This window comes from Streptomyces sp. CG 926 (assembly GCF_003148825.1).
In the GTDB taxonomy this organism is placed as follows: Bacteria; Actinomycetota; Actinomycetes; order Streptomycetales; family Streptomycetaceae; genus Streptomyces.
This window is the reverse complement of sequence record NZ_QGGZ01000011.1, coordinates 128,199-146,994: the sequence shown is the minus strand read 5'-3', so window position 1 is coordinate 146,994 and position 18,796 is coordinate 128,199. Positions and strand designations below refer to the sequence as shown.

Annotated in this window: 15 protein-coding genes and 1 pseudogene; 9 read left to right on the top strand and 7 right to left on the bottom strand. The window is 70.7% G+C overall.

All coding sequences use genetic code 11. From position 1 onward, the window contains the following. Window positions 1–83 precede the first annotated feature (83 nt). The 4 genes from BCL76_RS27720 to BCL76_RS27705 are packed head-to-tail and all read left to right on the top strand — an operon-like array spanning window position 84 to window position 4,041. The gene (locus BCL76_RS27720) at window positions 84–1,676 is read left to right on the top strand and encodes a FadD3 family acyl-CoA ligase (RefSeq protein WP_109782124.1); all 1,593 of its coding nucleotides are present in this window, start codon (window positions 84–86) and stop codon (window positions 1,674–1,676) included. Continuing rightward, window positions 1,673–2,734, top strand: coding sequence for an acyl-CoA dehydrogenase family protein (locus BCL76_RS27715; RefSeq protein ID WP_109782123.1), 1,062 nt, complete (start codon window positions 1,673–1,675; stop codon window positions 2,732–2,734). Before BCL76_RS27720 ends, BCL76_RS27715 begins: the two co-directional genes overlap by 4 nt. A gap of 30 nt (window positions 2,735–2,764) precedes the next feature. After that, the gene (locus BCL76_RS27710) at window positions 2,765–3,493 is read left to right on the top strand and encodes a VWA domain-containing protein (RefSeq protein WP_109782122.1); all 729 of its coding nucleotides are present in this window, start codon (window positions 2,765–2,767) and stop codon (window positions 3,491–3,493) included. A gap of 35 nt (window positions 3,494–3,528) precedes the next feature. Further along, window positions 3,529–4,041 (top strand): pyridoxamine 5'-phosphate oxidase family protein, encoded by a 513-nt coding sequence (locus BCL76_RS27705; protein WP_109782121.1) that lies wholly within the window; start codon window positions 3,529–3,531, stop codon window positions 4,039–4,041. Between the two features lie 39 nt (window positions 4,042–4,080). On the opposite strand, the gene BCL76_RS27700 is transcribed toward BCL76_RS27705, so the two are convergent. The 4 genes from BCL76_RS27700 to BCL76_RS27685 all read right to left on the bottom strand — a co-directional run bounded on the left by BCL76_RS27700 (window position 4,081) and on the right by BCL76_RS27685 (window position 8,005). Then, window positions 4,081–5,370, bottom strand: a complete 1,290-nt coding sequence (locus tag BCL76_RS27700; RefSeq protein ID WP_109782120.1) for a DUF1906 domain-containing protein — start codon at window positions 5,368–5,370, stop codon at window positions 4,081–4,083. Between the two features lie 273 nt (window positions 5,371–5,643). Next, window positions 5,644–6,678: an ABC transporter permease gene (locus BCL76_RS27695; protein WP_109782119.1), complete on the bottom strand. Its 1,035-nt coding sequence runs from the start codon at window positions 6,676–6,678 to the stop codon at window positions 5,644–5,646. Continuing rightward, complete coding sequence (locus BCL76_RS27690; protein WP_109782118.1) at window positions 6,675–7,568, bottom strand: ABC transporter ATP-binding protein; 894 nt, start codon at window positions 7,566–7,568, stop codon at window positions 6,675–6,677. The genes BCL76_RS27695 and BCL76_RS27690 overlap by 4 nt, the downstream gene beginning before the upstream one ends. Continuing rightward, window positions 7,565–8,005: a GntR family transcriptional regulator gene (locus BCL76_RS27685; RefSeq protein ID WP_109782117.1), complete on the bottom strand. Its 441-nt coding sequence runs from the start codon at window positions 8,003–8,005 to the stop codon at window positions 7,565–7,567. The genes BCL76_RS27690 and BCL76_RS27685 overlap by 4 nt, the downstream gene beginning before the upstream one ends. 187 nt (window positions 8,006–8,192) lie before the next feature. On the opposite strand from BCL76_RS27685, the gene BCL76_RS27680 reads away from it, so the two are divergent. The 4 genes and pseudogenes from BCL76_RS27680 to BCL76_RS27665 all read left to right on the top strand — a co-directional run bounded on the left by BCL76_RS27680 (window position 8,193) and on the right by BCL76_RS27665 (window position 10,277). Then, window positions 8,193–8,522, top strand: a complete 330-nt coding sequence (locus BCL76_RS27680; RefSeq protein ID WP_109782116.1) for a PadR family transcriptional regulator — start codon at window positions 8,193–8,195, stop codon at window positions 8,520–8,522. Between the two features lie 2 nt (window positions 8,523–8,524). Then, window positions 8,525–8,911 carry a DUF1048 domain-containing protein gene (locus tag BCL76_RS27675; RefSeq protein WP_109782115.1) on the top strand — a complete coding sequence of 129 codons (387 nt, stop codon included), beginning with the start codon at window positions 8,525–8,527 and terminating at the stop codon, window positions 8,909–8,911. Continuing rightward, window positions 8,908–9,747 carry an alpha/beta fold hydrolase gene (locus BCL76_RS27670; RefSeq protein WP_109782114.1) on the top strand — a complete coding sequence of 280 codons (840 nt, stop codon included), beginning with the start codon at window positions 8,908–8,910 and terminating at the stop codon, window positions 9,745–9,747. Before BCL76_RS27675 ends, BCL76_RS27670 begins: the two co-directional genes overlap by 4 nt. Continuing rightward, window positions 9,731–10,277 (top strand): annotated as a pseudogene (locus tag BCL76_RS27665) (UTRA domain-containing protein). Before BCL76_RS27670 ends, BCL76_RS27665 begins: the two are co-directional and overlap by 17 nt. 132 nt (window positions 10,278–10,409) lie before the next feature. Here the strand turns inward: BCL76_RS27665 and BCL76_RS27660 are convergent. Then, a complete protein-coding gene (locus BCL76_RS27660; protein WP_109782113.1) occupies window positions 10,410–11,633 on the bottom strand; it encodes a DNA sulfur modification protein DndB in 1,224 nt (407 codons plus the stop codon). Window positions 11,634–12,094: 461 nt separating this feature from the next. On the opposite strand from BCL76_RS27660, the gene BCL76_RS27655 reads away from it, so the two are divergent. After that, window positions 12,095–12,403, top strand: coding sequence for a hypothetical protein (locus BCL76_RS27655; protein WP_146228435.1), 309 nt, complete (start codon window positions 12,095–12,097; stop codon window positions 12,401–12,403). 187 nt (window positions 12,404–12,590) lie between these two features. Here BCL76_RS27655 and BCL76_RS27650 read toward each other — a convergent pair whose 3' ends face one another. Both BCL76_RS27650 and gltB read right to left on the bottom strand, forming a co-directional pair. Then, complete coding sequence (locus BCL76_RS27650; RefSeq protein WP_109782111.1) at window positions 12,591–14,051, bottom strand: glutamate synthase subunit beta; 1,461 nt, start codon at window positions 14,049–14,051, stop codon at window positions 12,591–12,593. After that, window positions 14,044–18,582 (bottom strand): glutamate synthase large subunit, encoded by a 4,539-nt coding sequence (gltB, locus tag BCL76_RS27645; RefSeq protein ID WP_181382773.1) that lies wholly within the window; start codon window positions 18,580–18,582, stop codon window positions 14,044–14,046. Before gltB ends, BCL76_RS27650 begins: the two co-directional genes overlap by 8 nt. Window positions 18,583–18,796 lie beyond the last annotated feature (214 nt).

Sequence of the window (18,796 nt, the reverse complement as noted above, 5' to 3'; positions counted from 1 at the left end):
TTCCTACTAGGTATATGCCTAACCGAAACACGTGTGATTGGATACCGCCCACGCTCGCTCGTCAAGTAGGGAGGGTCCGTCCGATGCCACCGCCGCCGCCCCTGGCACCACCACCGCCCACCACACTCGCCCGGCTCCCCGAGTACGCGGCCGCCGCGTTCGGGGAGCGCGAGGCGCTGGCCGACGGCGAGGTCCGCTGGACCTTCGTCCGGCTGGCCGCCGAGATCGCGGCGGCCGCCCGCGCCGCCATCGCCCACGGGATCCGGCCCGGCGACCGGATCGCGATCTGGGCCCCCAACAGCCGCGAGTGGATCGCCTGCGCACTCGGCGCCGTCGGCGCCGGAGCCGTCCTCGTCCCCGTCAACACCCGCTACAAGCCCGCCGAGGCGGCCGACATCGTCCGACGCAGCGGCGCCCGCGTGCTGTTCACCGAGCGGGGCTTCCTCGGCACCGACTACGCCCGGGACCTGCACTCCTCGGGCGAGGACCTCGGCGCCCTCTCCTCCACCGTGATCCTGCGCGGCGGGACGGGGTCCGAGTCCTGGGAGGCGTACCTGGCCGCCGGAAGCGCGGTCACGGAGGCGGACCGCCTCGCCCGCGCCGACCTCGTCCGCCCGGACCATCTGAGCGACATCCTCTACACCTCCGGCACCACCGGCCGCTCCAAAGGCGTGACGACCACCCACGGCCAGACCATCCGGCTCTACACCTCCTGGTCGGAGCTGGTCACCCTGCGCGCCGGGGACCGCTATCTGCTGGTCAACCCCTTCTTCCACACCTTCGGTTACAAGGCCGGTGTCCTCGCCTGCCTGCTGCGCGGGGCGACCATGCTCCCGGAGGCCGTCTACGACACCGACCGCGTCCTCGTGCGGATGGCCGCCGAGCGGGTGTCCTGTCTGATGGGCCCGCCGACCGTCTTCCACGGCCTGATCCGCCACCCCGGGCGCGCCGCCTTCGACCTGTCCGCGCTGCGGCTCGCCGGGACCGGCGCCGCCGCCGTGCCCACCTCCCTCGTCGAGGAGATCCGGACGGTGCTCGGCGCCCCGGACGTGTTCACGGCGTACGGCCTGACCGAGTCCGGCGGCGTGGTCACCGTCTGCCCCACCGACGCGGACGCCTGGACCGTCGCCCACACGGTCGGTCTGCCGCTGCCCGACACCGAGGTGCGGATCGCCTCCCCGCTCGGCGAGGTGCTGCCCGCCGGGGAGCCCGGCGAGGTGCAGGTCCGCGGCTACCACGTCACCCCCGGCTATCTGGACGACCCCGCCGCCACCGTCGAGGCCGTCCTGCCCGACGGCTGGCTGCGCACCGGCGACATCGGCGTGCTGGACGCGCGCGGCTACCTCTCGATCACCGACCGGCTGAAGGACATGTACGTGGTCGGCGGCTTCAACGCCTACCCGGCGGAGGTGGAGAACGTCCTGCTGACCCATCCCGCCATCACCGACGCGGCCGTGGTCGGCGCCCCGGACGAGCGGCTCGGCGAGGTCGGGGTGGCCTACGTGGTCACCTCCACCCCCGTCACGGCCGCCGAGCTGACCGCCTGGACCCGGGAACGGCTGGCCAATTTCAAGGTGCCGCGACGCTTCACCCGACTACCGGAGCTCCCGCGCAACGCGGGCGGCAAGCTGCTGAAGACCGAACTGCGGCGCGCCGCCCGAGGGGAGTCGGCGTGAGCGGCACGGACCCGCGGGAGCTCGCGGAACTGGGCTCCGCCGTACGGGCGGTGCTCGCCCGCCACCCCGGCCACGCGGCCTGGGCCCCGCTGACCGCCCAGGTGGGCGCGGCCGCGCTGGCCGTGCCGCAGGAGTACGGCGGGCTGGGGCTCGGGGCGGCCGAGGTCGGGGTGGTCATGGCGGAACTGGGCCGCGCGCTGAGCCCCGTACCGTATCTGGGCTCGGCGGTGCTGACCGCGGGCGCGCTGCTCGCCGCCGGTGACCCGGGGGCCTGTTCCCGGCACCTGCCGGGACTGGCCGAGGGCTCGGTGGTGGGTGCGCTGGCCTGGGCGGAGACCCCCGGCTGGGAGGCCGCCGACCTGACGGCGCGGGCCGAGCCGACCGGCGCCGGGTGGCAGCTCACCGGGACCAAGCGGTACGTGCCGGCCGGCCCGGCCGAGCCGGGCCTGGTCCTGGCCTTCGCCAGGGCCGCCGACAGCGGCAGGCTCGGGCTGTTCGAACTGACCGCCGCGCCGGCCGGGTTCACCGTACGGTCCACCCTGGACCGCACCCGCCCCCTCGCGGAGCTGACCCTGGAGCGGACCCCGGCCCGGCTGATCTCGCCCGACGGGGCCGCCGTCCTGGCCCGGGTCCGCGACCTGGGCTGTACGGCGCTGGCCGCGGAGCAGGCGGGGGCGGCCGCGCGCGCCCTGGAGGTGACGGTCCGGTACGCGAAGGACCGGATCCAGTTCGGCCGGCCCATCGGCTCCTTCCAGGCGGTCAAGCACCGGCTCGCCGACCTGCACACGGCGGTGGAGACGGCCCGGGCGCTCGCCCGCGCGGCCGCCGCCGCCGAGGCCCCGCCGCGGCTCGCGGCCGCCGCGAAGTCGGCCTGCTCGCAGGCGTTCTCGTACGTGGCCGGGGAGATGATCCAGCTGCACGGCGGGATCGGCATCACCTGGGAGCACGAGGCGCACGAGTTCTTCAAGCGCGCCCACGGCTCCGCCCTCCTGCTCGGCGCCCCGGCCACGCACCGGGCCCGACTGGCGGCCGACCTGGGTTTCACCCTGGCGGGCTGACGGGGCGGCGCGCTGCCGTACCCTCGCCCCATGACGGGCAGTGCGATCAACCTCCGCAAGGTCGAGGAGACGGCTCCGGCGCTCGTGAGCCTCTACAAGAGCGCCGGGGTCTCCCTGCGCAAGTACGGCATGGAGGGCGGACGGGCCGCGGTCTACCTGGTCCTGGACTACTCCGGGTCGATGAAGCCGTACTACGCGGACGGCAGCGTGCAGGCCCTCGCGGACCGGGTGCTGGGGCTGTCCGCGCACCTGGACGACGACGCCCGCGTCCCGGTGGTCTTCTTCTCCACCGAGGTCGACGCGGTGGAGGAGATCTCCCTGGTCGGGCACGAGGGCCGGGTCACCGAGATCGCCTCCCGGCTGGGCCACATGGGCAAGACGGCCTACCACGCGGCGATGGACGCGGTCATCGACCACTACCTGGACTCGGGGGCGACGGCACCGGCCCTGGTCGTCTTCCAGACCGACGGCGGCCCGATCAACAAGCTCGCGGCGGAGCGGTACCTGTGCAAGGCGGCCCGGCTGCCGCTCTTCTGGCAGTTCGTCGGCTTCGGCAACACGCGCAGCACGCAGTTCGACTTCCTGCGCCGGCTGGACGAGCTGCCGGTACCGGCGCAGCGGGCCGTGGACAACGCGGGCTACTTCCACGCGGGAGCGGACCCCCGCAGGGTGCCGGACGGCGAACTGTACGACCGTCTGGTCGGGGATTTCCCGGCCTGGCTGGCGGCGGCGCGGACTGCCGGCATCGTGCGCGCCTGACCGGTGACCGCCGGTGCCCGCGCTTTGATGGACGTATGACGCATACCAGCTGGGCAGTCTTCGAGAAGGCGGAACCGGAGTTCGCTGCGGCCGTCCAGGCCCGTTTCGCGCAGTACCCGCACCACGTCCTGGCCACCCTGCGCAAGGACGGCTCCCCCCGCGCGACCGGGCTGAACGTCGACATCCGGGGCGGGGAGCTGTGGCTCGGCATGATGTTCGGCTCGATGAAGGCCAGGGACCTCCAGCACGACCCGCGCTTCGCCCTGCACACCAACCCGGGCGCGGGAGAGGAGATGCCGCACGGGGACGTACGGATCTCCGGGCGCGCGGTGGAGCTCGTGGACCCGCCGGAGCTGCACCGGTACGCGGAGGAGACCGAGACCCCGCACCCGTTCCACCTCTTCCACGCCGACCTGACGGAGGTCGTCCACGTCTGGGTGCAGGGCGACGACCTGGTGGTGCGCTCGTGGACCCCGGAACACGGCCTGCGCACCCTCCGCCGGGGCGACGACGACGAACCGCCCCGCGAGGACCCCGACACGGACTAGGTCCATTGCGGCCGGGCGGGCCGAGCGGGCCGAGTGCGGCTAGGCCGTCGGCTTCTTGTCCTTGCGGGCGAGGACGGTCGGGTCGACGTCGAGCCAGCTGCGGTCGATGGTGAGGGTGACCCCGCCGTAGGTGGCTTTGTGGTCACCGCGGAACTGGTGGGCGCGGCGGGGGCCGGCCCACTTGGCCGTGCGCTTGCGTAGGCCCATGTCGGCGTCGCCGACGGTGGCCGAGAGGTTCCAGCGGGCGGCCCAGAGCACGTCCGGCATGGCCTGGGGGGCTTGGTGGTAGTGGGCGCTCAGCGCCTTGACCCCGGAGCTCACCGAGACGTAGGCGGCGGAGCGGAAGCCCAGTTCGTGGAGCCGGACGGTCCAGGCGGTCAGGTAGGCCACGACCGGTGCGTCCCAGGTGGTGCGGTCCGTGTAGTTCTCCACGTCGTTGTAGAGCACCGTGCCGTCGGCCAGGCCCAGCGACCGGGCCGCGTCCGCCGCGCCCTCGGCGGCCTCCCGGCCCTGCCCGTCGGCCTCGGAGGGGTCGGCGGACAGGCCGGTGCCGGCGTTGAACCAGGGCTGCGGGCCCACCCAGATCGGCATCAGGTGCCAGCCCTTGGCCGCCTGCCGCTCCACCCAGCGGGCCGTGAGCCGTGGCTGGGCGCAGGCCCGGGCGCGACCGCCGATGTAGACGCCGATCGCGCCGAAGGGGGAAGCGGCCCGCCAGGTGTCCATGGTCTTCTGGGCGGGGGCGGTGCAGGCGTCGAAGCCCTCGCCCTTGAAGGGCTTCTGAGCGTTGACGGGCGTGGCGCCGCCGCCGGCCGGTACGGCCACGACGGGAGTCCCGGTGGGTGGCGGGGCCACCCTGCGGGCCCGCTCCAGTACCCCGCGTACGCCGTCGGGCGTGGCACCGTAGGAGACGGTGGCCATGACCCCGGACCGGTGCAGGGCGTATCGCAGCTCGTTGCTGTCGGAGCGGGCCGGAACCTCGCGCGGCGTACGCCGGGAGTCCACGGTGAGGGTCGGGACGTCGGCGCGTTCCGGGGCGCCGTCGAGGGGTTCGAGGTGCAGGGTGTCGGCGCGGCCGGCGACGGCCCGGCCGGTGCATTCGGCCTGGGTGCCGGCGTGGCCGAGGTACAGGGTGGGCAGGTCCAGGCGCAGGCAGGCGTCGGGGTTCCGGTCGAGGTCGACGACCCGCCAGCCGGCCGGGAGGGCGAGACGCAGCCCGTGGTAGTCGACGGTCCGGCCGTCCTCGGTGGCGGGGGTGGCGCCGACGGATGTGCCGGGGATCAGCAGGGCGGCGCCGAGCAGGCCGCTCAGCAGCGTTCGGATGGGGGCCATGATCCAGATGGTTACCAGACGCAGGCCTCGATGAACTGTGCTCACTCGGCGTGCAGTTGGCCCGTCCGGCCTATACCCGCCCTGCCCGGCCCGCCGGCTCGCGTCACCTGCACGAGTGACGCGGGCCCGGGCCCGTCATCGATGGCTGCGGGCCCGCCGTCATCGGCTGCGCGCGGAGTAGGGTCGGGGGGCGGCCGAAGCCAGTTGCGTTGGCTTCGGCCGCCCCTCTCGTCCTCGCCCCTTCTCCTCACCCCTTCTCCTCGCCCTTTCTCCTCAGGTGGCCCGGCGGCGCAGCCACCAGGAGCAGAAGCCGGCCAGCAGCCCGGAGAGCGCGAGGAAGATCCCGGTCTCGATCCACTGGAAGGTCCAGTAGCGGTCGGCGGGCTGGTAGTCGACCTCTATGTGCAGGTCCGACGTGGCGAAGCAGTCGAAGGGCTCCGTCATGCGTTCCGCGCAGCCGCGGGCGCCGCGGACCTCCTGGCCGGACGGGTCGAGCGGCGCGGCCGGGTCGGACACGACCCAGACCCCGGGCCGCAGGACTCCGACCCGCAGGTAGGCGTCGTCGCCGGGACCCTTCAGCTGGATGTGGTTCCCGTTCCAGCCGTCCTTCGGCGCACCGGACTCCTCGCCACCGCCGACCGGCGCCATGACGAGGGACTTGAGCGTCACATCGGTGTGCTCCGGCGTCACGAAGTGCGGGCGGACCGCGAAGGGCACGAAGATCTGGACGGCGACGAAGACGACGAGCGTCGCGGCCATCGCGGGCACGGTACGTCGGATCAGGAGTCCGGCCGTGGCGCCGAGGGTGAAGGCGAACGCCGCGTAGCCGAGGGGGACGATCGCGCGGCCGCTGAACATGAGGGCGGTGAACCGGTCCAGGTTGACCCGGTCGATGGGGGCGGCCCACCAGGTCACCAGGAGGCTGAGCACCCCGGTGACAGCGACGGCGATCAGGCCGACGCCTCCGAGCTTGGCGAGGAGCCAACGGCCGCGACCGATGCTCTGGTTCCAGATGAGCCGGTGGGTGCCGGTCTCCAGTTCACGGGCGATCAGCGGGGCGCCCCAGAAGATCCCGATGATGCCGGGTGCGGCGAGCAGCAGGCTCGTGACGTAGTAGGTCAGGGTCTGGTACTCGACGACGAGTGCGTTCTTGGCCGACGCGCAGTCGCCGGTGCAGTCGGCGACGGTGCTGTCGTAGGCCTCGCGCATCTGGAGGCCGGTGAACACGAGGAAGGTCGCGACCGCGGCCAGGACGGCGAGCGCGGCGAGGGTCTGGACGCGGTATTGGCGCCAGGTCAGCCAGATCATCGCTGGTTCTCCCGGGTGGATCGGGGGCCGGACCCGGCCGCGGCCCGGCTCATGTAGGTGAGGACGAGGTCCTCCAGGTTGAGCGGCTCCAGGACCCAGGAGGGATCCTGGACCGGCTTCTCGGCCCGGACGATGAAGGTGCTCTGCCGCTCGGTGCGGGTCTCCTGGATGACGCGCATGCCCTCGGGCAGCGTGGCGGCGTCCCGGCGCGCGGTGGTGAGCCGGAAGTGGCTCGACAGCAGGTCGTCGACGTCCCCCGCCACCTGGACCCGCGAGGCGACGAGCGAGACCAGGTGGTCGCAGACCCGCTCCAGGTCGGAGACCAGGTGCGAGGAGAGGACGACGGTGACCCCCTCCTCGGCCACGAACTCCATCAGGCTCTGCAGGAACTCCCTGCGGGCCAGCGGGTCCAGAGCGGCGACCGGCTCGTCGAGCAGCAGCAGCTCGGGCCGTTTGGCGACGGCGAGGGTCAGCGCGACCTGGGCGCGCTGGCCGCCGGAGAGCTTCCCGGTCTTCTGCGCGGGGTCCAGTCCGAGCTGTCGGATCCGGTCCTGCGCGAGCTGCGCGTCCCACCCCGGGTTGAGCCGTGCGCCCAGCTTCAGGTGGTCGGCGATGGACAGCCCCGCGTACGTGGGCGTGTCCTGGGCGACGAAACCGACCTTGGCCAGTTGCTCGGGCCCGGACGCGGGCCGGCCGCCGAGCACCTCGATGCTGCCGGAGGTCGGGCCGATCAGTCCGCAGGCCAGCTGCAACAGGGTTGACTTCCCGGCCCCGTTGGGCCCGACCAGCCCGACGACCCGCCCGGACGGCAGGCTCAGGGTGCAGTCACTGAGCGCCTCTTTGCGGCCGTACCGCTTGCCCAACGCGCGGGCTTCCAATATGGCGGTCATTTCTCCTCTTCGTTGTGCGTGTGCATGTGCGGGTGCGTGTTCGCGTGCGGGTCCGTGCCGGTGCGGGCGGCGCGGAAGGTGCTCAGGAACAGGGCCTCGATGCTCTCCTCGTCCAACCCGACCCCCCGCGCCTTCTCCAGCCACCGCTGCAACTCCTGCCGTAGCGGCTCGTGTTCGGACCGGGAGGCGTCACCGAGCGTCCCGGAGACGAACGTCCCGACCCCCGGCTTCTTGGCGACCAGCCCCTCGTACTCCAGCTCCCGGTACGCCTTGAGCACGGTGTTCGGATTGATCGCCACCGAAGCGGCGACGTCCTTGACCGTCGGCAACCGGTCCCCCTCGGCCAGCAGCCCCAACCGCAGGGCCTGCCTCACCTGGTGGATGAGCTGCATGTACGGAGCCACGCCGGACCGGGCATCGAGGTGAAACTCGATCACCGTCCACCTCTATTCATCTAGCTTCCTAGCACTATAGGACTATGAGCATGCGGATGACGTCAACCACATTCCCCGAACACGCAGTTGTCCAGGCGGCGCCACTATAAAGTCTTGCTCAGTACCGGTAGTCAGCGTTACGGTGTACCAGTAGTCAGCAACACTGAATAGCGCAGGGAAGAGGTGTGCCATGGCCAAGCTGGTGACGGAAATGCTCAAGGGCACGCTGGAGGGCATCGTCCTCGCGACCCTGTCCGGACGGCCCGCGTACGGCTACGAGATCACAGCGTGGCTGCGGGAGCAGGGGTTCTCCGACATCGCCGAGGGCACCGTCTACGCCCTGCTCATCAGGGTCGAGAAGCGCGGCCTCGTCGATGTGGAGAAGGTCCCCTCCGAGAAGGGCCCGCCGCGCAAGGTGTACTCCCTCAACGCCGAAGGGCGGGAGTACCTCGAAGAGTTCTGGAGGACCTGGAGCTTCCTCACGGAACGACTGGACCAGCTCCGCGAAGGGGGCACGTAGCCATGTCCGATGCCGAGAGGAGCGGATTCGTCGCGAGGTTGATCGGGCCGAAGAGGCGCTGGTGGACCTACCGGGCACGGGTCAAGGAGCTTCCCGGGGACCGGCGTGCGGCGGTCGAGGCGATCGAGCGCTACCTGATGCACTTCGTGCCGACCGACAGCGACAGCAACGCATCGATGTTCGAGGTCCTCGCCGACTTGTTCGAGCAGGCCGCGGCGGACGGAACGCCGATCCGCGGGGTCGTCGGCGAGGACCCGGTGGAGTTCGCCGACACGTTCGCCCGGAACTACTCGGAGGGCGGCTACGCCCCCGCCCGCGCGCGACGGCAACTGACCGACGCCCTCGCCCGCGCCGAGGAGGCCGAGGGCGCGGCCGGGAGGACGGCATGACGACGGCGTGGACGGGCATGGTGCCGGTCGACGACACGGCCCTGGCCGTCACGGACACCGGCGGTCCCGGCACCCCCGTGGTCTACCTCAACGGCCACTTCGCCACCCAGGGGTACTGGCGGCGGGTCATCGCCGACCTGGGCCCTCGATGGCGGCACCTCACCTACGACGAGCGGGCCCGCGGCAGGAAGTCCAGGCGCTCGGCGGACTACTCCTTCGAGGCGGCCGTCCGGGACGTCGGCGCCGTCCTCGATGCCAGGGGCGTCGACCGGGCGCTGGTGGTGGGCTGGTCCTACGGGGCGTTCGTCGGGGCCCACTGGGCCAGCCGGAATCCGGACCGCGCCCTCGGCGCCGTCCTGGTGGACGGCGCCCAGCCGTACGACTGGCTCAGCGAGGAGATGGAGCAGGGGATCCGCAGGTTCTTCCGGCGGATGGCCTGGCTCATGCCACTGCTGCGCCCGACGGGCCTGACCCCGCGGATGACCGCCGCGGAGATGGCGAACAGCAACATCGAGGTCGGCCGGATCGCCCGCGAGCGCGAACTGGGCCCCGTCCTCGACGGCATCACCGTCCCGGTGCGGTACGTACTGGCCTCGGGAACGTCCTTCGGGAGCAAGGGCGACGAGCAGGAACGCATCCGCGCGGGCCTCGACCCGGTGTTTCGGCGCAAGCCGAACATCCAACTCAGCGCGAAGGTCCCCAGCAACCACGGCGCGATCCTGAAGAAGGACGCCCCGGCCGTCGCCACAGCCGTACGTGAGGTGGCCGCGCTCGCCCGCAGCGCACCGTACGGCCCGGAACGCACCTACCGTGGAGGCCATGGAGTGGACCAGTAAGTCACTGCCGTACCTGACCGCCCGGCCGCCCGGCGCGGCGGACGCGTGGACGGAGGAGGCCGCGGCGAACGGGCGGCGGGGCGGTCAGCGCATCGCGCATGCGGGAGAAGTGGCAGCTCCCGCCGAGGTCGCCGCCATGCTCGGCCTGCCGGTCGGAAGTACGGTCGTGATGCGCCGCAGGATCATCGAACTCGACGGCGAGCCGACCGAGTTGACGAACACCTACTACCCCCTGGAGATCGCCGGCGGCACCGCTCTCGCCGGCACGGCGAAGATCCGCGGCGGCGCCGTGACCCTGTTGGCCGCCCTCGGGCACGTCGGCGTGCGGGTCGTCGAGGACGTGACGGCGCGGCGCCGCTGGAGGAGGAGCGCGAGCGACTGCGCCTCGCGGCGGGCGAACCGGTGCCCGTCTGGCCCGCACGACCTACGACGCGGCGGACCGCCCCCTCCAGGCGGACCTGATCCTGATGCCCGCCGGACGACAGCAATTGCGCTACGAGATCAGGCTCGACCCTTCACGGCCCGGCTGACCGGAGCCCCCGCCGAAGCCTGGACCACGAGGACGGGACCGGCCCCCGCGAGCTCGGTGCCCCTTTCCCACTCGCGGGTGACACCCTGGGCGAGTCAGTGGCTCGTCGAGAGTGTGGCTATGCATGGGAACATCAGGCAATGTCCGTAGGTAGCTCGGGGAGACCCCGGACCCTGCGCCCCACCCGCGAGTCCGGACGGGTGAGTGCCTCATAGACCTTGTATCCCGAGTCCTTGGCGCCCCCGCCCCAGGTCACCTTGCCGTCAGACCGGACGGTAGCCGCGACCCCACCCCAGTAACGGGCATCTCGCTCCCACCGCACGTCGTCCAGGAGTCTCATCACCCCGTCCCGATCCAGCGGGTTCTCAGTACCCGAAGCCGACCAAGGCATCGCATGATGGAGAGCAGCCCCAAGGCCGGCGAGGACAGCAGGCGTCGCAATGGCCTGCCGCTCGGACAGCTCGACCACAAACCTGTCGATGACCTCGGCCAACAGCGTGGAGACCTCGTGGTGCACTTGCTGCTCGGTGAGCTCCTCCGTCAGGTCGGACGCCGATACTCCGCCGGACGTGGACTGGATACCCGACTTCCCGAGCAAGGTGGTGACCACAAGGGTCCGGAGGGCAGACAGCGTCACCCACTCCGTGGCGGTCTTCCCGATCTGACGCCTGCTGCTGAGGACGAACCGGGAAAAGGGCAACACCTCACCCTTCAAGTTGACCATCGTGGTGGCCACCAGCTCGCGCGTGACAGCCGTGGCAAGGTCTCGCGCATCCATTGAGAGTGCAAGGGACTTGTCGACCGGCACACCCTTGAGATTCCGATCATGGAAGATCTGCCGCGCATCCGAGGTCGAGACGCCGTGGAAGATCTCGAAGGCGGCATTCACCTGCGCGAAGTCGAATCCCTCAAGGCCGTACTCGCGATATCCCTTGCGAACACGGTGCATCGCAGCGATTTGAGTCTCGGCATCGACGGCGATGATGAGATCTCGTAGGGGCAGATGCGTCTTGCCCGACTTGTCGATGGCCAGCGGCCGTGGGCACCACAAGGTGAGGGGTGGCACGGACCAGCCGTGCCCGAACTTCCCCTTGATTCCCCCCGCCAGATACTCGGCATAGGAACCGATGTTCTTCGCTTTCGCCGTAGCCCCGGTCCCGATCAAGCGCTGAACTTGACTCCGCAGCTCCCCGTACTCACCGAGCCCCAGATCCACTCGCCCCGACATGGACAACTCCACCAGGCGCGGGTCGTGCACGATGGCGAGGACGCTTTCCCAGTCCAGCACGCCAAGGGCCAGATGTGGTCGAACTTCCATCACCGTGACGGGCAGACCAGTGCGGACAGGATCGGACATGTTCCACCTCATCGTTGTTATTCGCGCCGCAGGCGCGCTGCAACCACCTCTACCCACCTGTGGATACAGACTAGCCACCCGCAGTTGGGTGTTGGAGTGGGCCAACCCAATGGGGTCACGCCAACTGCGGGTACAGACTAACCGCCCGCAGTTGAGTTTCGGAGGGGCTCGACCCAACTAGCGCATGCCAACTACGGGTTGGCATTGGGTGATCCATGCACCCCGCAGCCGGATAGGTCGAGCACCATGGAACGTCTGATCATGGAGCGGGAGTTGAAGAACATCGCCGACGAACCCACTTCCAGGAAACGGCTTCTCGGCGTCTCGACTGCGGTACGCTCAGCGGAAGCGCAGGAGAGGGTTGGGAGGGCCGCTCCAACGGCCCTCCCAGTCCATCATCGCCATGTTTGGGGCCAGCCTTACGGGACGCCCACCAGAGCAAGCGACAATGGAGCTTCATCATGTCATTGATCGACGTCGGCACGCCCGGGAACGGACGCATCGTCCTCGTCCCCCACATCAACCCGCGGCCCACCGGGAGTGCCTGGGCGATCGGCGCACTCACCACGGCGTTGGGCAGCGTCATCGCAGTCGTGTGGCCCGCCGATGCCGCCACCCCGGTCCGCAGCATGACCACGGACGCCGATGCGGTCACGTGGGCGGCAGACGCCCCGGCCTCGCCCTATGACCTCGCCCTCCGCATCGCAGTGGTGGCGCTTGTCGCCGCGGGGGCCACCTTCGTACGGCTGCATCGCGTACACCGGCCCTGATCGTGGACCTCTTCCGGACGCCACAGCGCCCGCCACCCCTGGTCGGGGACGTGGCGGGCGCTGTGTCGGAGTTCCGCACGCCCTTGTGCGGACCGTATGAGGGGTCCCGCCCTTCGCGAGGCGGGGGTACTGCCGGTGGCCCGGTCCCCGCACCGCCGGTCGGTGCGAGCACGGCGTTGAGAAGGGCCTACACCGTCAGGGAGCGGTCCGTCGGCTTGACCGGGTACGGGAGGGCGCTGCTGCCGGTCAGGAAGCGGTCCACGCCGCGGGCGGCCGAGCGGCCTTCCGCGATGGCCCAGACGATGAGCGACTGGCCGCGGCCCGCGTCACCGGCGACGAAGACGCCGTCGACGTTGGTCGCGTAGGAGGCGTCGCGGTCGATGTTGCCGCGGGCGTCCATCTCCAGGCCGAACTGCTGGGTCAGGCCGTTCGCCTGGTCGGTGCCCGTGAAGCCCATCGCCAGGGTCACCAGCTGCGCGGGGAGGACGCGCTCGGTGCCCGGCTTCTGGACGAGCTTGCCGTCCTCGAAGGCGACCTCGACCAGGTGGAGGGACTGGACGTTGCCGTCCTCGTCACCCTCGAAGTGGGTGGTGGAGACGGAGTAGACCCGCTCGCCGCCCTCCTCGTGGGCCGAGGTGACCTTGTAGAGCATCGGGAAGGTCGGCCACGGCTGGTTGGCGTTGCGGTCCTCGCCCGGCTTGGGCATGATCTCCAGCTGCGTGACCGAGGCCGCGCCCTGGCGGTGGGCGGTGCCCACGCAGTCCGCGCCGGTGTCGCCACCGCCGATGACGACCACGTGCTTGCCCTCGGCCGTGATGGGGGGCGCCATGAAGTCGCCCTCCTGGACCTTGTTGGAGAGCGGCAGGTACTCCATCGCGAAGTGGATGCCGTTCAGCTCGCGGCCCGGGACCGGCAGGTCGCGGGAGACGGTCGCGCCCGCCGCGATGACCACCGCGTCGAACCGCTTGCGCAGGTCGGTGGCGGTGATGTCGCGGCCGACCTCGATGCCGGTGCGGAACTTGGTGCCCTCCGCGCGCATCTGCTCGATGCGGCGGTTGATGTGCACCTTCTCCATCTTGAACTCGGGGATGCCGTAGCGCAGCAGGCCGCCGATGCGGTCCGCGCGCTCGTACACGACCACGGTGTGGCCGGCCCGGGTCAGCTGCTGGGCGGCGGCGAGACCCGCCGGGCCCGAGCCGATGACGGCGGCGGTCTTGCCGGACAGCCGCTCCGGCGCCTGCGGGGTGACGTCGCCGTTGTCCCACGCCTTGTCGATGATCGAGACTTCGACGTTCTTGATGGTGACGGCGGGCTGGTTGATGCCGAGCACGCACGCCGACTCGCACGGGGCCGGGCACAGCCGCCCGGTGAACTCCGGGAAGTTGTTCGTCGCGTGCAGACGCTCGGACGCGGCGGTCCAGTCCTCGCGGTACGAGAAGTCGTTCCACTCCGGGATCAGGTTCCCGAGCGGGCACCCGTTGTGGCAGAACGGGATGCCGCAGTCCATGCAGCGGCCGGCCTGCTTGCTGATGATCGGCAGCAGCGAGCCCGGGACGTAGACCTCGTTCCAGTCCTTCAGCCGGTCGGCTACGGGACGGGTGCAGGCGGTCTCGCGCGGGGTGGTGAGGAAGCCCTTCGGGTCAGCCATGGGTCGCCGCCTCCATCATCTTCTCCGTGGTCTCGGATTCCGAGAGTCCGGCGAGCTCAGCGGCGTCCTTGGCGGCGAGCACTGCCTTGTACGTGGTGGGGATGATCTTGCTGAAGCGGTCCACCGCGACGGACCAGTCAGCCAGGAGCTTCGCGGCCACGGTCGAGCCGGTCTCCTCCTCGTGGCGGCGCACCACATCGTGCAGCCACTGCTTGTCGGTGTCGGACAGGGCCTCTACGGCGCCCGCGTTGCCGACGTTGACGTTGTGCGGGTCGAGGTCGATGACGTACGCGACGCCGCCCGACATACCGGCCGCGAAGTTACGGCCCGTCTCGCCCAGGACGACCGCCTGGCCACCGGTCATGTACTCGCAGCCGTGGTCGCCCACGCCCTCCGAGACGACCAGCGCGCCCGAGTTGCGGACGCAGAAGCGCTCGCCGGTGCGGCCGCGCAGGAACATCTCGCCGCCGGTGGCTCCGTAGCCGATGGTGTTGCCGGCGATGGTGGAGTACTCGGCGAGGTGGTCGGCGCCGCGGTCCGGGCGGACCACGATGCGGCCACCGGAGAGGCCCTTGCCGACGTAGTCGTTGGCGTCGCCCTCCAGGCGGAGGGTGATGCCCTTCGGCACGAAGGCGCCGAAGGACTGGCCGGCCGAGCCCGTGAAGGTCAGGTCGATGGTGTTGTCGGGCAGGCCCGCGCCACCGAACTTCTTGGTGACCTGGTGGCCGAGCATCGTGCCGACGGTCCGGTTGATGTTGCGGATGGAGACCTGGGCGCGGACCGGCTGGGCGGACTCGGCGGTCTCGGCGTTCAGCGCGTCGGCGGCGAGCTCGATCAGCTCGTTGTCGAGGGCCTTCTCCAGACCGTGGTCCTGCTCGATCAGGGCGTGGCGGACCGCGCCCTCGGGCAGCTCCGGCACGTAGAAGAGCGGCTCCAGGTCGAGACCCTGCGCCTTCCAGTGCGTGACGGCCGCGGTGGTGTCGAGGAGCTCGGCGTGACCGACGGCCTCCTCGATCGTGCGGAAGCCCAGCTCGGCGAGGAGCTCGCGCACCTCCTCCGCGATGTACTCGAAGAAGTTGACGACGAACTCGGGCTTGCCGGAGAAGCGGTCGCGCAGGACCGGGTTCTGGGTGGCGATGCCGACCGGGCAGGTGTCCAGGTGACAGACGCGCATCATGACGCAGCCGGAGACGACGAGCGGCGCGGTCGCGAAACCGAACTCCTCGGCGCCGAGCAGCGCGGCGATGACCACGTCGCGGCCGGTCTTGAGCTGGCCGTCGGTCTGGACGACGATGCGGTCGCGCAGCCCGTTGAGCAGCAGGGTCTGCTGGGTCTCGGCGAGGCCGAGCTCCCAGGGGCCGCCCGCGTGCTTGAGCGAGGTGAGCGGGGAGGCGCCCGTTCCGCCGTCGTGGCCGGAGATGAGGACGACGTCCGCGTGGGCCTTGGACACACCGGCCGCGACCGTACCCACGCCGACCTCGGAGACCAGCTTCACGTGGATGCGGGCGACCGGGTTGGCGTTCTTGAGGTCGTGGATCAGCTGAGCCAGGTCCTCGATGGAGTAGATGTCGTGGTGCGGCGGCGGGGAGATCAGGCCGACACCCGGGGTGGAGTGCCGGGTCTTGGCGACCCACGGGTAGACCTTGTGGCCGGGCAGCTGGCCGCCCTCGCCGGGCTTGGCGCCCTGCGCCATCTTGATCTGGATGTCGTCCGCGTTGACCAGGTACTCGCTCGTGACACCGAAGCGGCCGGAGGCGACCTGCTTGATGGAGGAGCGGCGCGCCGGGTCGTACAGGCGGTCCGGGTCCTCGCCGCCCTCACCGGTGTTGGACTTGGCGCCCAACTGGTTCATGGCGATGGCGAGGGTCTCGTGCGCCTCCTTGGAGATGGAGCCGTACGACATGGCGCCGGTGGAGAAGCGCTTGACGATGTCGGCGACCGACTCGACCTCGTCGATGGAGATGGCTTCGCGGTCCGACTTGAAGCCGAACAGGCCGCGGAGCGTCATCAGGCGCTCGGACTGCTCGTTCACCCGGGCCGTGTACTGCTTGAAGATGTCGTACCGGCGGTTGCGGGTGGCGTGCTGGAGGCGGAAGACCGTCTCCGGGTCGAACAGGTGCGGCTCGCCCTCGCGGCGCCACTGGTACTCGCCGCCGATCTCCAGCGCGCGGTGCGTGGCCGCGATGCCGGAGACGGGGTACGCCTTGGCGTGGCGCGCGGCCACCTCCTTGGCGACGACGTCCAGGCCTGCGCCGCCGATCTTGGTGGCGGTGCCGTTGAAGTAGGTCTCGACGAACTCGTCGTTCAGGCCGACGGCCTCGAAGACCTGGGCGCCGCGGTAGGAGGCGACGGTGGAGATGCCCATCTTGGACATGACCTTCAGGACGCCCTTGCCGAGCGCGTAGATCAGGTTCTTGATGGCCTGCTCCGGCTCCAGGCCGGACAGGAAGGTACCGGCGCGCAGCAGGTCCTCGACGGACTCCATGGCGAGGTACGGGTTGACCGCGGCCGCGCCGTAGCCGATGAGCAGGGCGACGTGGTGGACCTCGCGGACGTCACCGGCCTCGACCAGCAGACCCACCTGGGTGCGCTGCTTGGTGGCGATGAGGTGGTGGTGCACGGCGGAGGTGAGCAGCAGCGACGGGATCGGCGCGTGCTCGGCGTCCGAGTGACGGTCCGAGAGGACGATCAGACGGGCGCCGTTGGCGATCGCCGCGTCGGCCTCGGCGCGGATCTGCTCGATGCGGGCGGCCAGGGCCTCGCCGCCGCCGGAGACCCGGTAGAGGCCGGAGAGCGTGGCGGCCTTCATGCCGGGCATGTCGCCGTCGGCGTTGATGTGGATGAGCTTGGCCAGCTCGTCGTTGTCGATCACCGGGAACGGCAGGGTGACGCTGCGGCAGGACGCGGCGGTCGACTCCAGCAGGTTGCCCTGCGGGCCGAGCGAGGACAGCAGCGAGGTGACGAGCTCCTCGCGGATGGCGTCCAGCGGCGGGTTCGTGACCTGCGCGAAGAGCTGGGTGAAGTAGTCGAAGAGCAGCCGGGGGCGCTCGGACAGGGCCGCGATCGGGGAGTCCGTACCCATGGAGCCGAGCGGCTCGCCGGCGGTACGGGCCATCGGCGCGAGGATGACGCGCAGCTCTTCCTCGGTGTAGCCGAAGGTCTGCTGGCGACGGGTGACCGAGGCGTGGGTGTGCACGATGTGCTCACGCTCGGGCAGGTCCGACAGCTCGATCTCGCCGGTCTCCAGCCATTCCGCGTAGGGCGCGGCGGCGGCCAGCTCGTTCTTGATCTCGTCGTCCTCGATGATCCGCTTCTGGGCGGTGTCGACGAGGAACATCTTGCCGGGCTGCAGCCGGCCCTTGCGGACGACCTTGGCCGGGTCGATGTCGAGCACGCCGACCTCGGAGCCGAGGACGACGAGGCCGTCGTCGGTGACCCAGTAGCGGCCGGGGCGCAGACCGTTGCGGTCGAGGACCGCGCCGACCTGGGTGCCGTCGGTGAAGGTGACGCAGGCCGGGCCGTCCCAGGGCTCCATCTGGGTGGAGTGGTACTTGTAGAACGCGCGGCGGGCCGGGTCCATGGAGGTGTGGTTCTCCCACGCCTCCGGGATCATCATCAGCACGCTGTGCGGGAGGGACCGGCCGCCGAGGTGGAGCAGCTCCAGGACCTCGTCGAAGGAGGCCGAGTCGGAGGCGTCCGGGGTGCAGATCGGGAAGATCCGGTCCAGTGCGCCCTCGCCGAAGGCGGCGGAGGCCAGCTGGGACTCGCGGGCCTTCATCCAGTTCCGGTTGCCCTTGACCGTGTTGATCTCGCCGTTGTGCGCGACGAAGCGGTACGGGTGGGCGAGCGGCCACGACGGGAACGTGTTCGTGGAGAAGCGCGAGTGGACCAGGGCGACGGCCGAGGCGAAGCGGCGGTCGGAGAGGTCCGGGAAGAAGGGCTCCAGCTGGCCGGTGGTCAGCATGCCCTTGTAGACGATGGTGCGGGCGGAGAGCGACGGGAAGTACACGCCGGCCTCGCGCTCGGCACGCTTGCGCAGCACGAAGGCCTTGCGGTCCAGCTCGATGCCGGTGGTCCCGTTGCTGACGAAGAGCTGCGAGAAGGCGGGCATCGTGGCGCGGGCGCCGTTGCCGAGCAGGTCCGGGGTGACCGGGACCTCGCGCCAGCCGAGGACCGTGAGGTTCTCCTCGGCGGCGATGGCTTCGATCCGCTCCACGGCGACGGCCTGTGCGGTGCCGTCGGCGGGGAGGAAGGCGATGCCGACGGCGTAGCCGCCGGCCTCGGGGAGCTCGAAGCCGGCCACCTCGCGCAGGAACGCGTCGGGGACCTGGCTGAGGATTCCGGCGCCGTCGCCCGAGTCCGGCTCGGAGCCGGTCGCGCCGCGGTGCTCGAGGTTCCGCAATACGGTCAGGGCCTGCTCAACGAGTGTGTGGGTGGCCTCGCCGGTGAGGTTCGCCACGAATCCGACGCCACAGGCGTCCTTCTCGTTGCGCGGGTCGTACATGCCCTGCTGGGCGGGGCGACCGTCCATGGGCGACCAGGCGGTGGTGCTGGGGCCGGTCGCGGAGTGCGTGGATGCGGAACGCATCGGCTCTCCCGTCGTCGTCGTGGCATATGTGCATAGCCGAGGGACGACGTTGGCCCTCTGCGAAATTTCGTGCAGATTACATGATGACGACAATCCCGAGAAGCGGATACGTCATTCCAGCATGCGGACTGCGCGAGGCAGAAAGAGGGGACTTTCG

Excerpts from the sequence above, each read along its gene's own strand:
- BCL76_RS27720 (WP_109782124.1), top strand. The coding sequence starts at position 84 with ATGCCACCGCCGCCGCCCCTGGCACCACCACCGCCCACCACACTCGCC.
- BCL76_RS27710 (WP_109782122.1), top strand. The coding sequence starts at position 2,765 with ATGACGGGCAGTGCGATCAACCTCCGCAAGGTCGAGGAGACGGCTCCG.
- BCL76_RS27705 (WP_109782121.1), top strand. The coding sequence starts at position 3,529 with ATGACGCATACCAGCTGGGCAGTCTTCGAGAAGGCGGAACCGGAGTTC.
- BCL76_RS27700 (WP_109782120.1), bottom strand. The coding sequence starts at position 5,370 with ATGGCCCCCATCCGAACGCTGCTGAGCGGCCTGCTCGGCGCCGCCCTG.
- BCL76_RS27695 (WP_109782119.1), bottom strand. The coding sequence starts at position 6,678 with ATGATCTGGCTGACCTGGCGCCAATACCGCGTCCAGACCCTCGCCGCG.
- BCL76_RS27690 (WP_109782118.1), bottom strand. The coding sequence starts at position 7,568 with ATGACCGCCATATTGGAAGCCCGCGCGTTGGGCAAGCGGTACGGCCGC.
- BCL76_RS27680 (WP_109782116.1), top strand. The coding sequence starts at position 8,193 with ATGGCCAAGCTGGTGACGGAAATGCTCAAGGGCACGCTGGAGGGCATC.
- BCL76_RS27675 (WP_109782115.1), top strand. The coding sequence starts at position 8,525 with ATGTCCGATGCCGAGAGGAGCGGATTCGTCGCGAGGTTGATCGGGCCG.
- BCL76_RS27670 (WP_109782114.1), top strand. The coding sequence starts at position 8,908 with ATGACGACGGCGTGGACGGGCATGGTGCCGGTCGACGACACGGCCCTG.
- BCL76_RS27660 (WP_109782113.1), bottom strand. The coding sequence starts at position 11,633 with ATGTCCGATCCTGTCCGCACTGGTCTGCCCGTCACGGTGATGGAAGTT.
- BCL76_RS27655 (WP_146228435.1), top strand. The coding sequence starts at position 12,095 with ATGTCATTGATCGACGTCGGCACGCCCGGGAACGGACGCATCGTCCTC.
- BCL76_RS27650 (WP_109782111.1), bottom strand. The coding sequence starts at position 14,051 with ATGGCTGACCCGAAGGGCTTCCTCACCACCCCGCGCGAGACCGCCTGC.
- gltB (WP_181382773.1), bottom strand. The coding sequence starts at position 18,582 with ATGGACGGTCGCCCCGCCCAGCAGGGCATGTACGACCCGCGCAACGAG.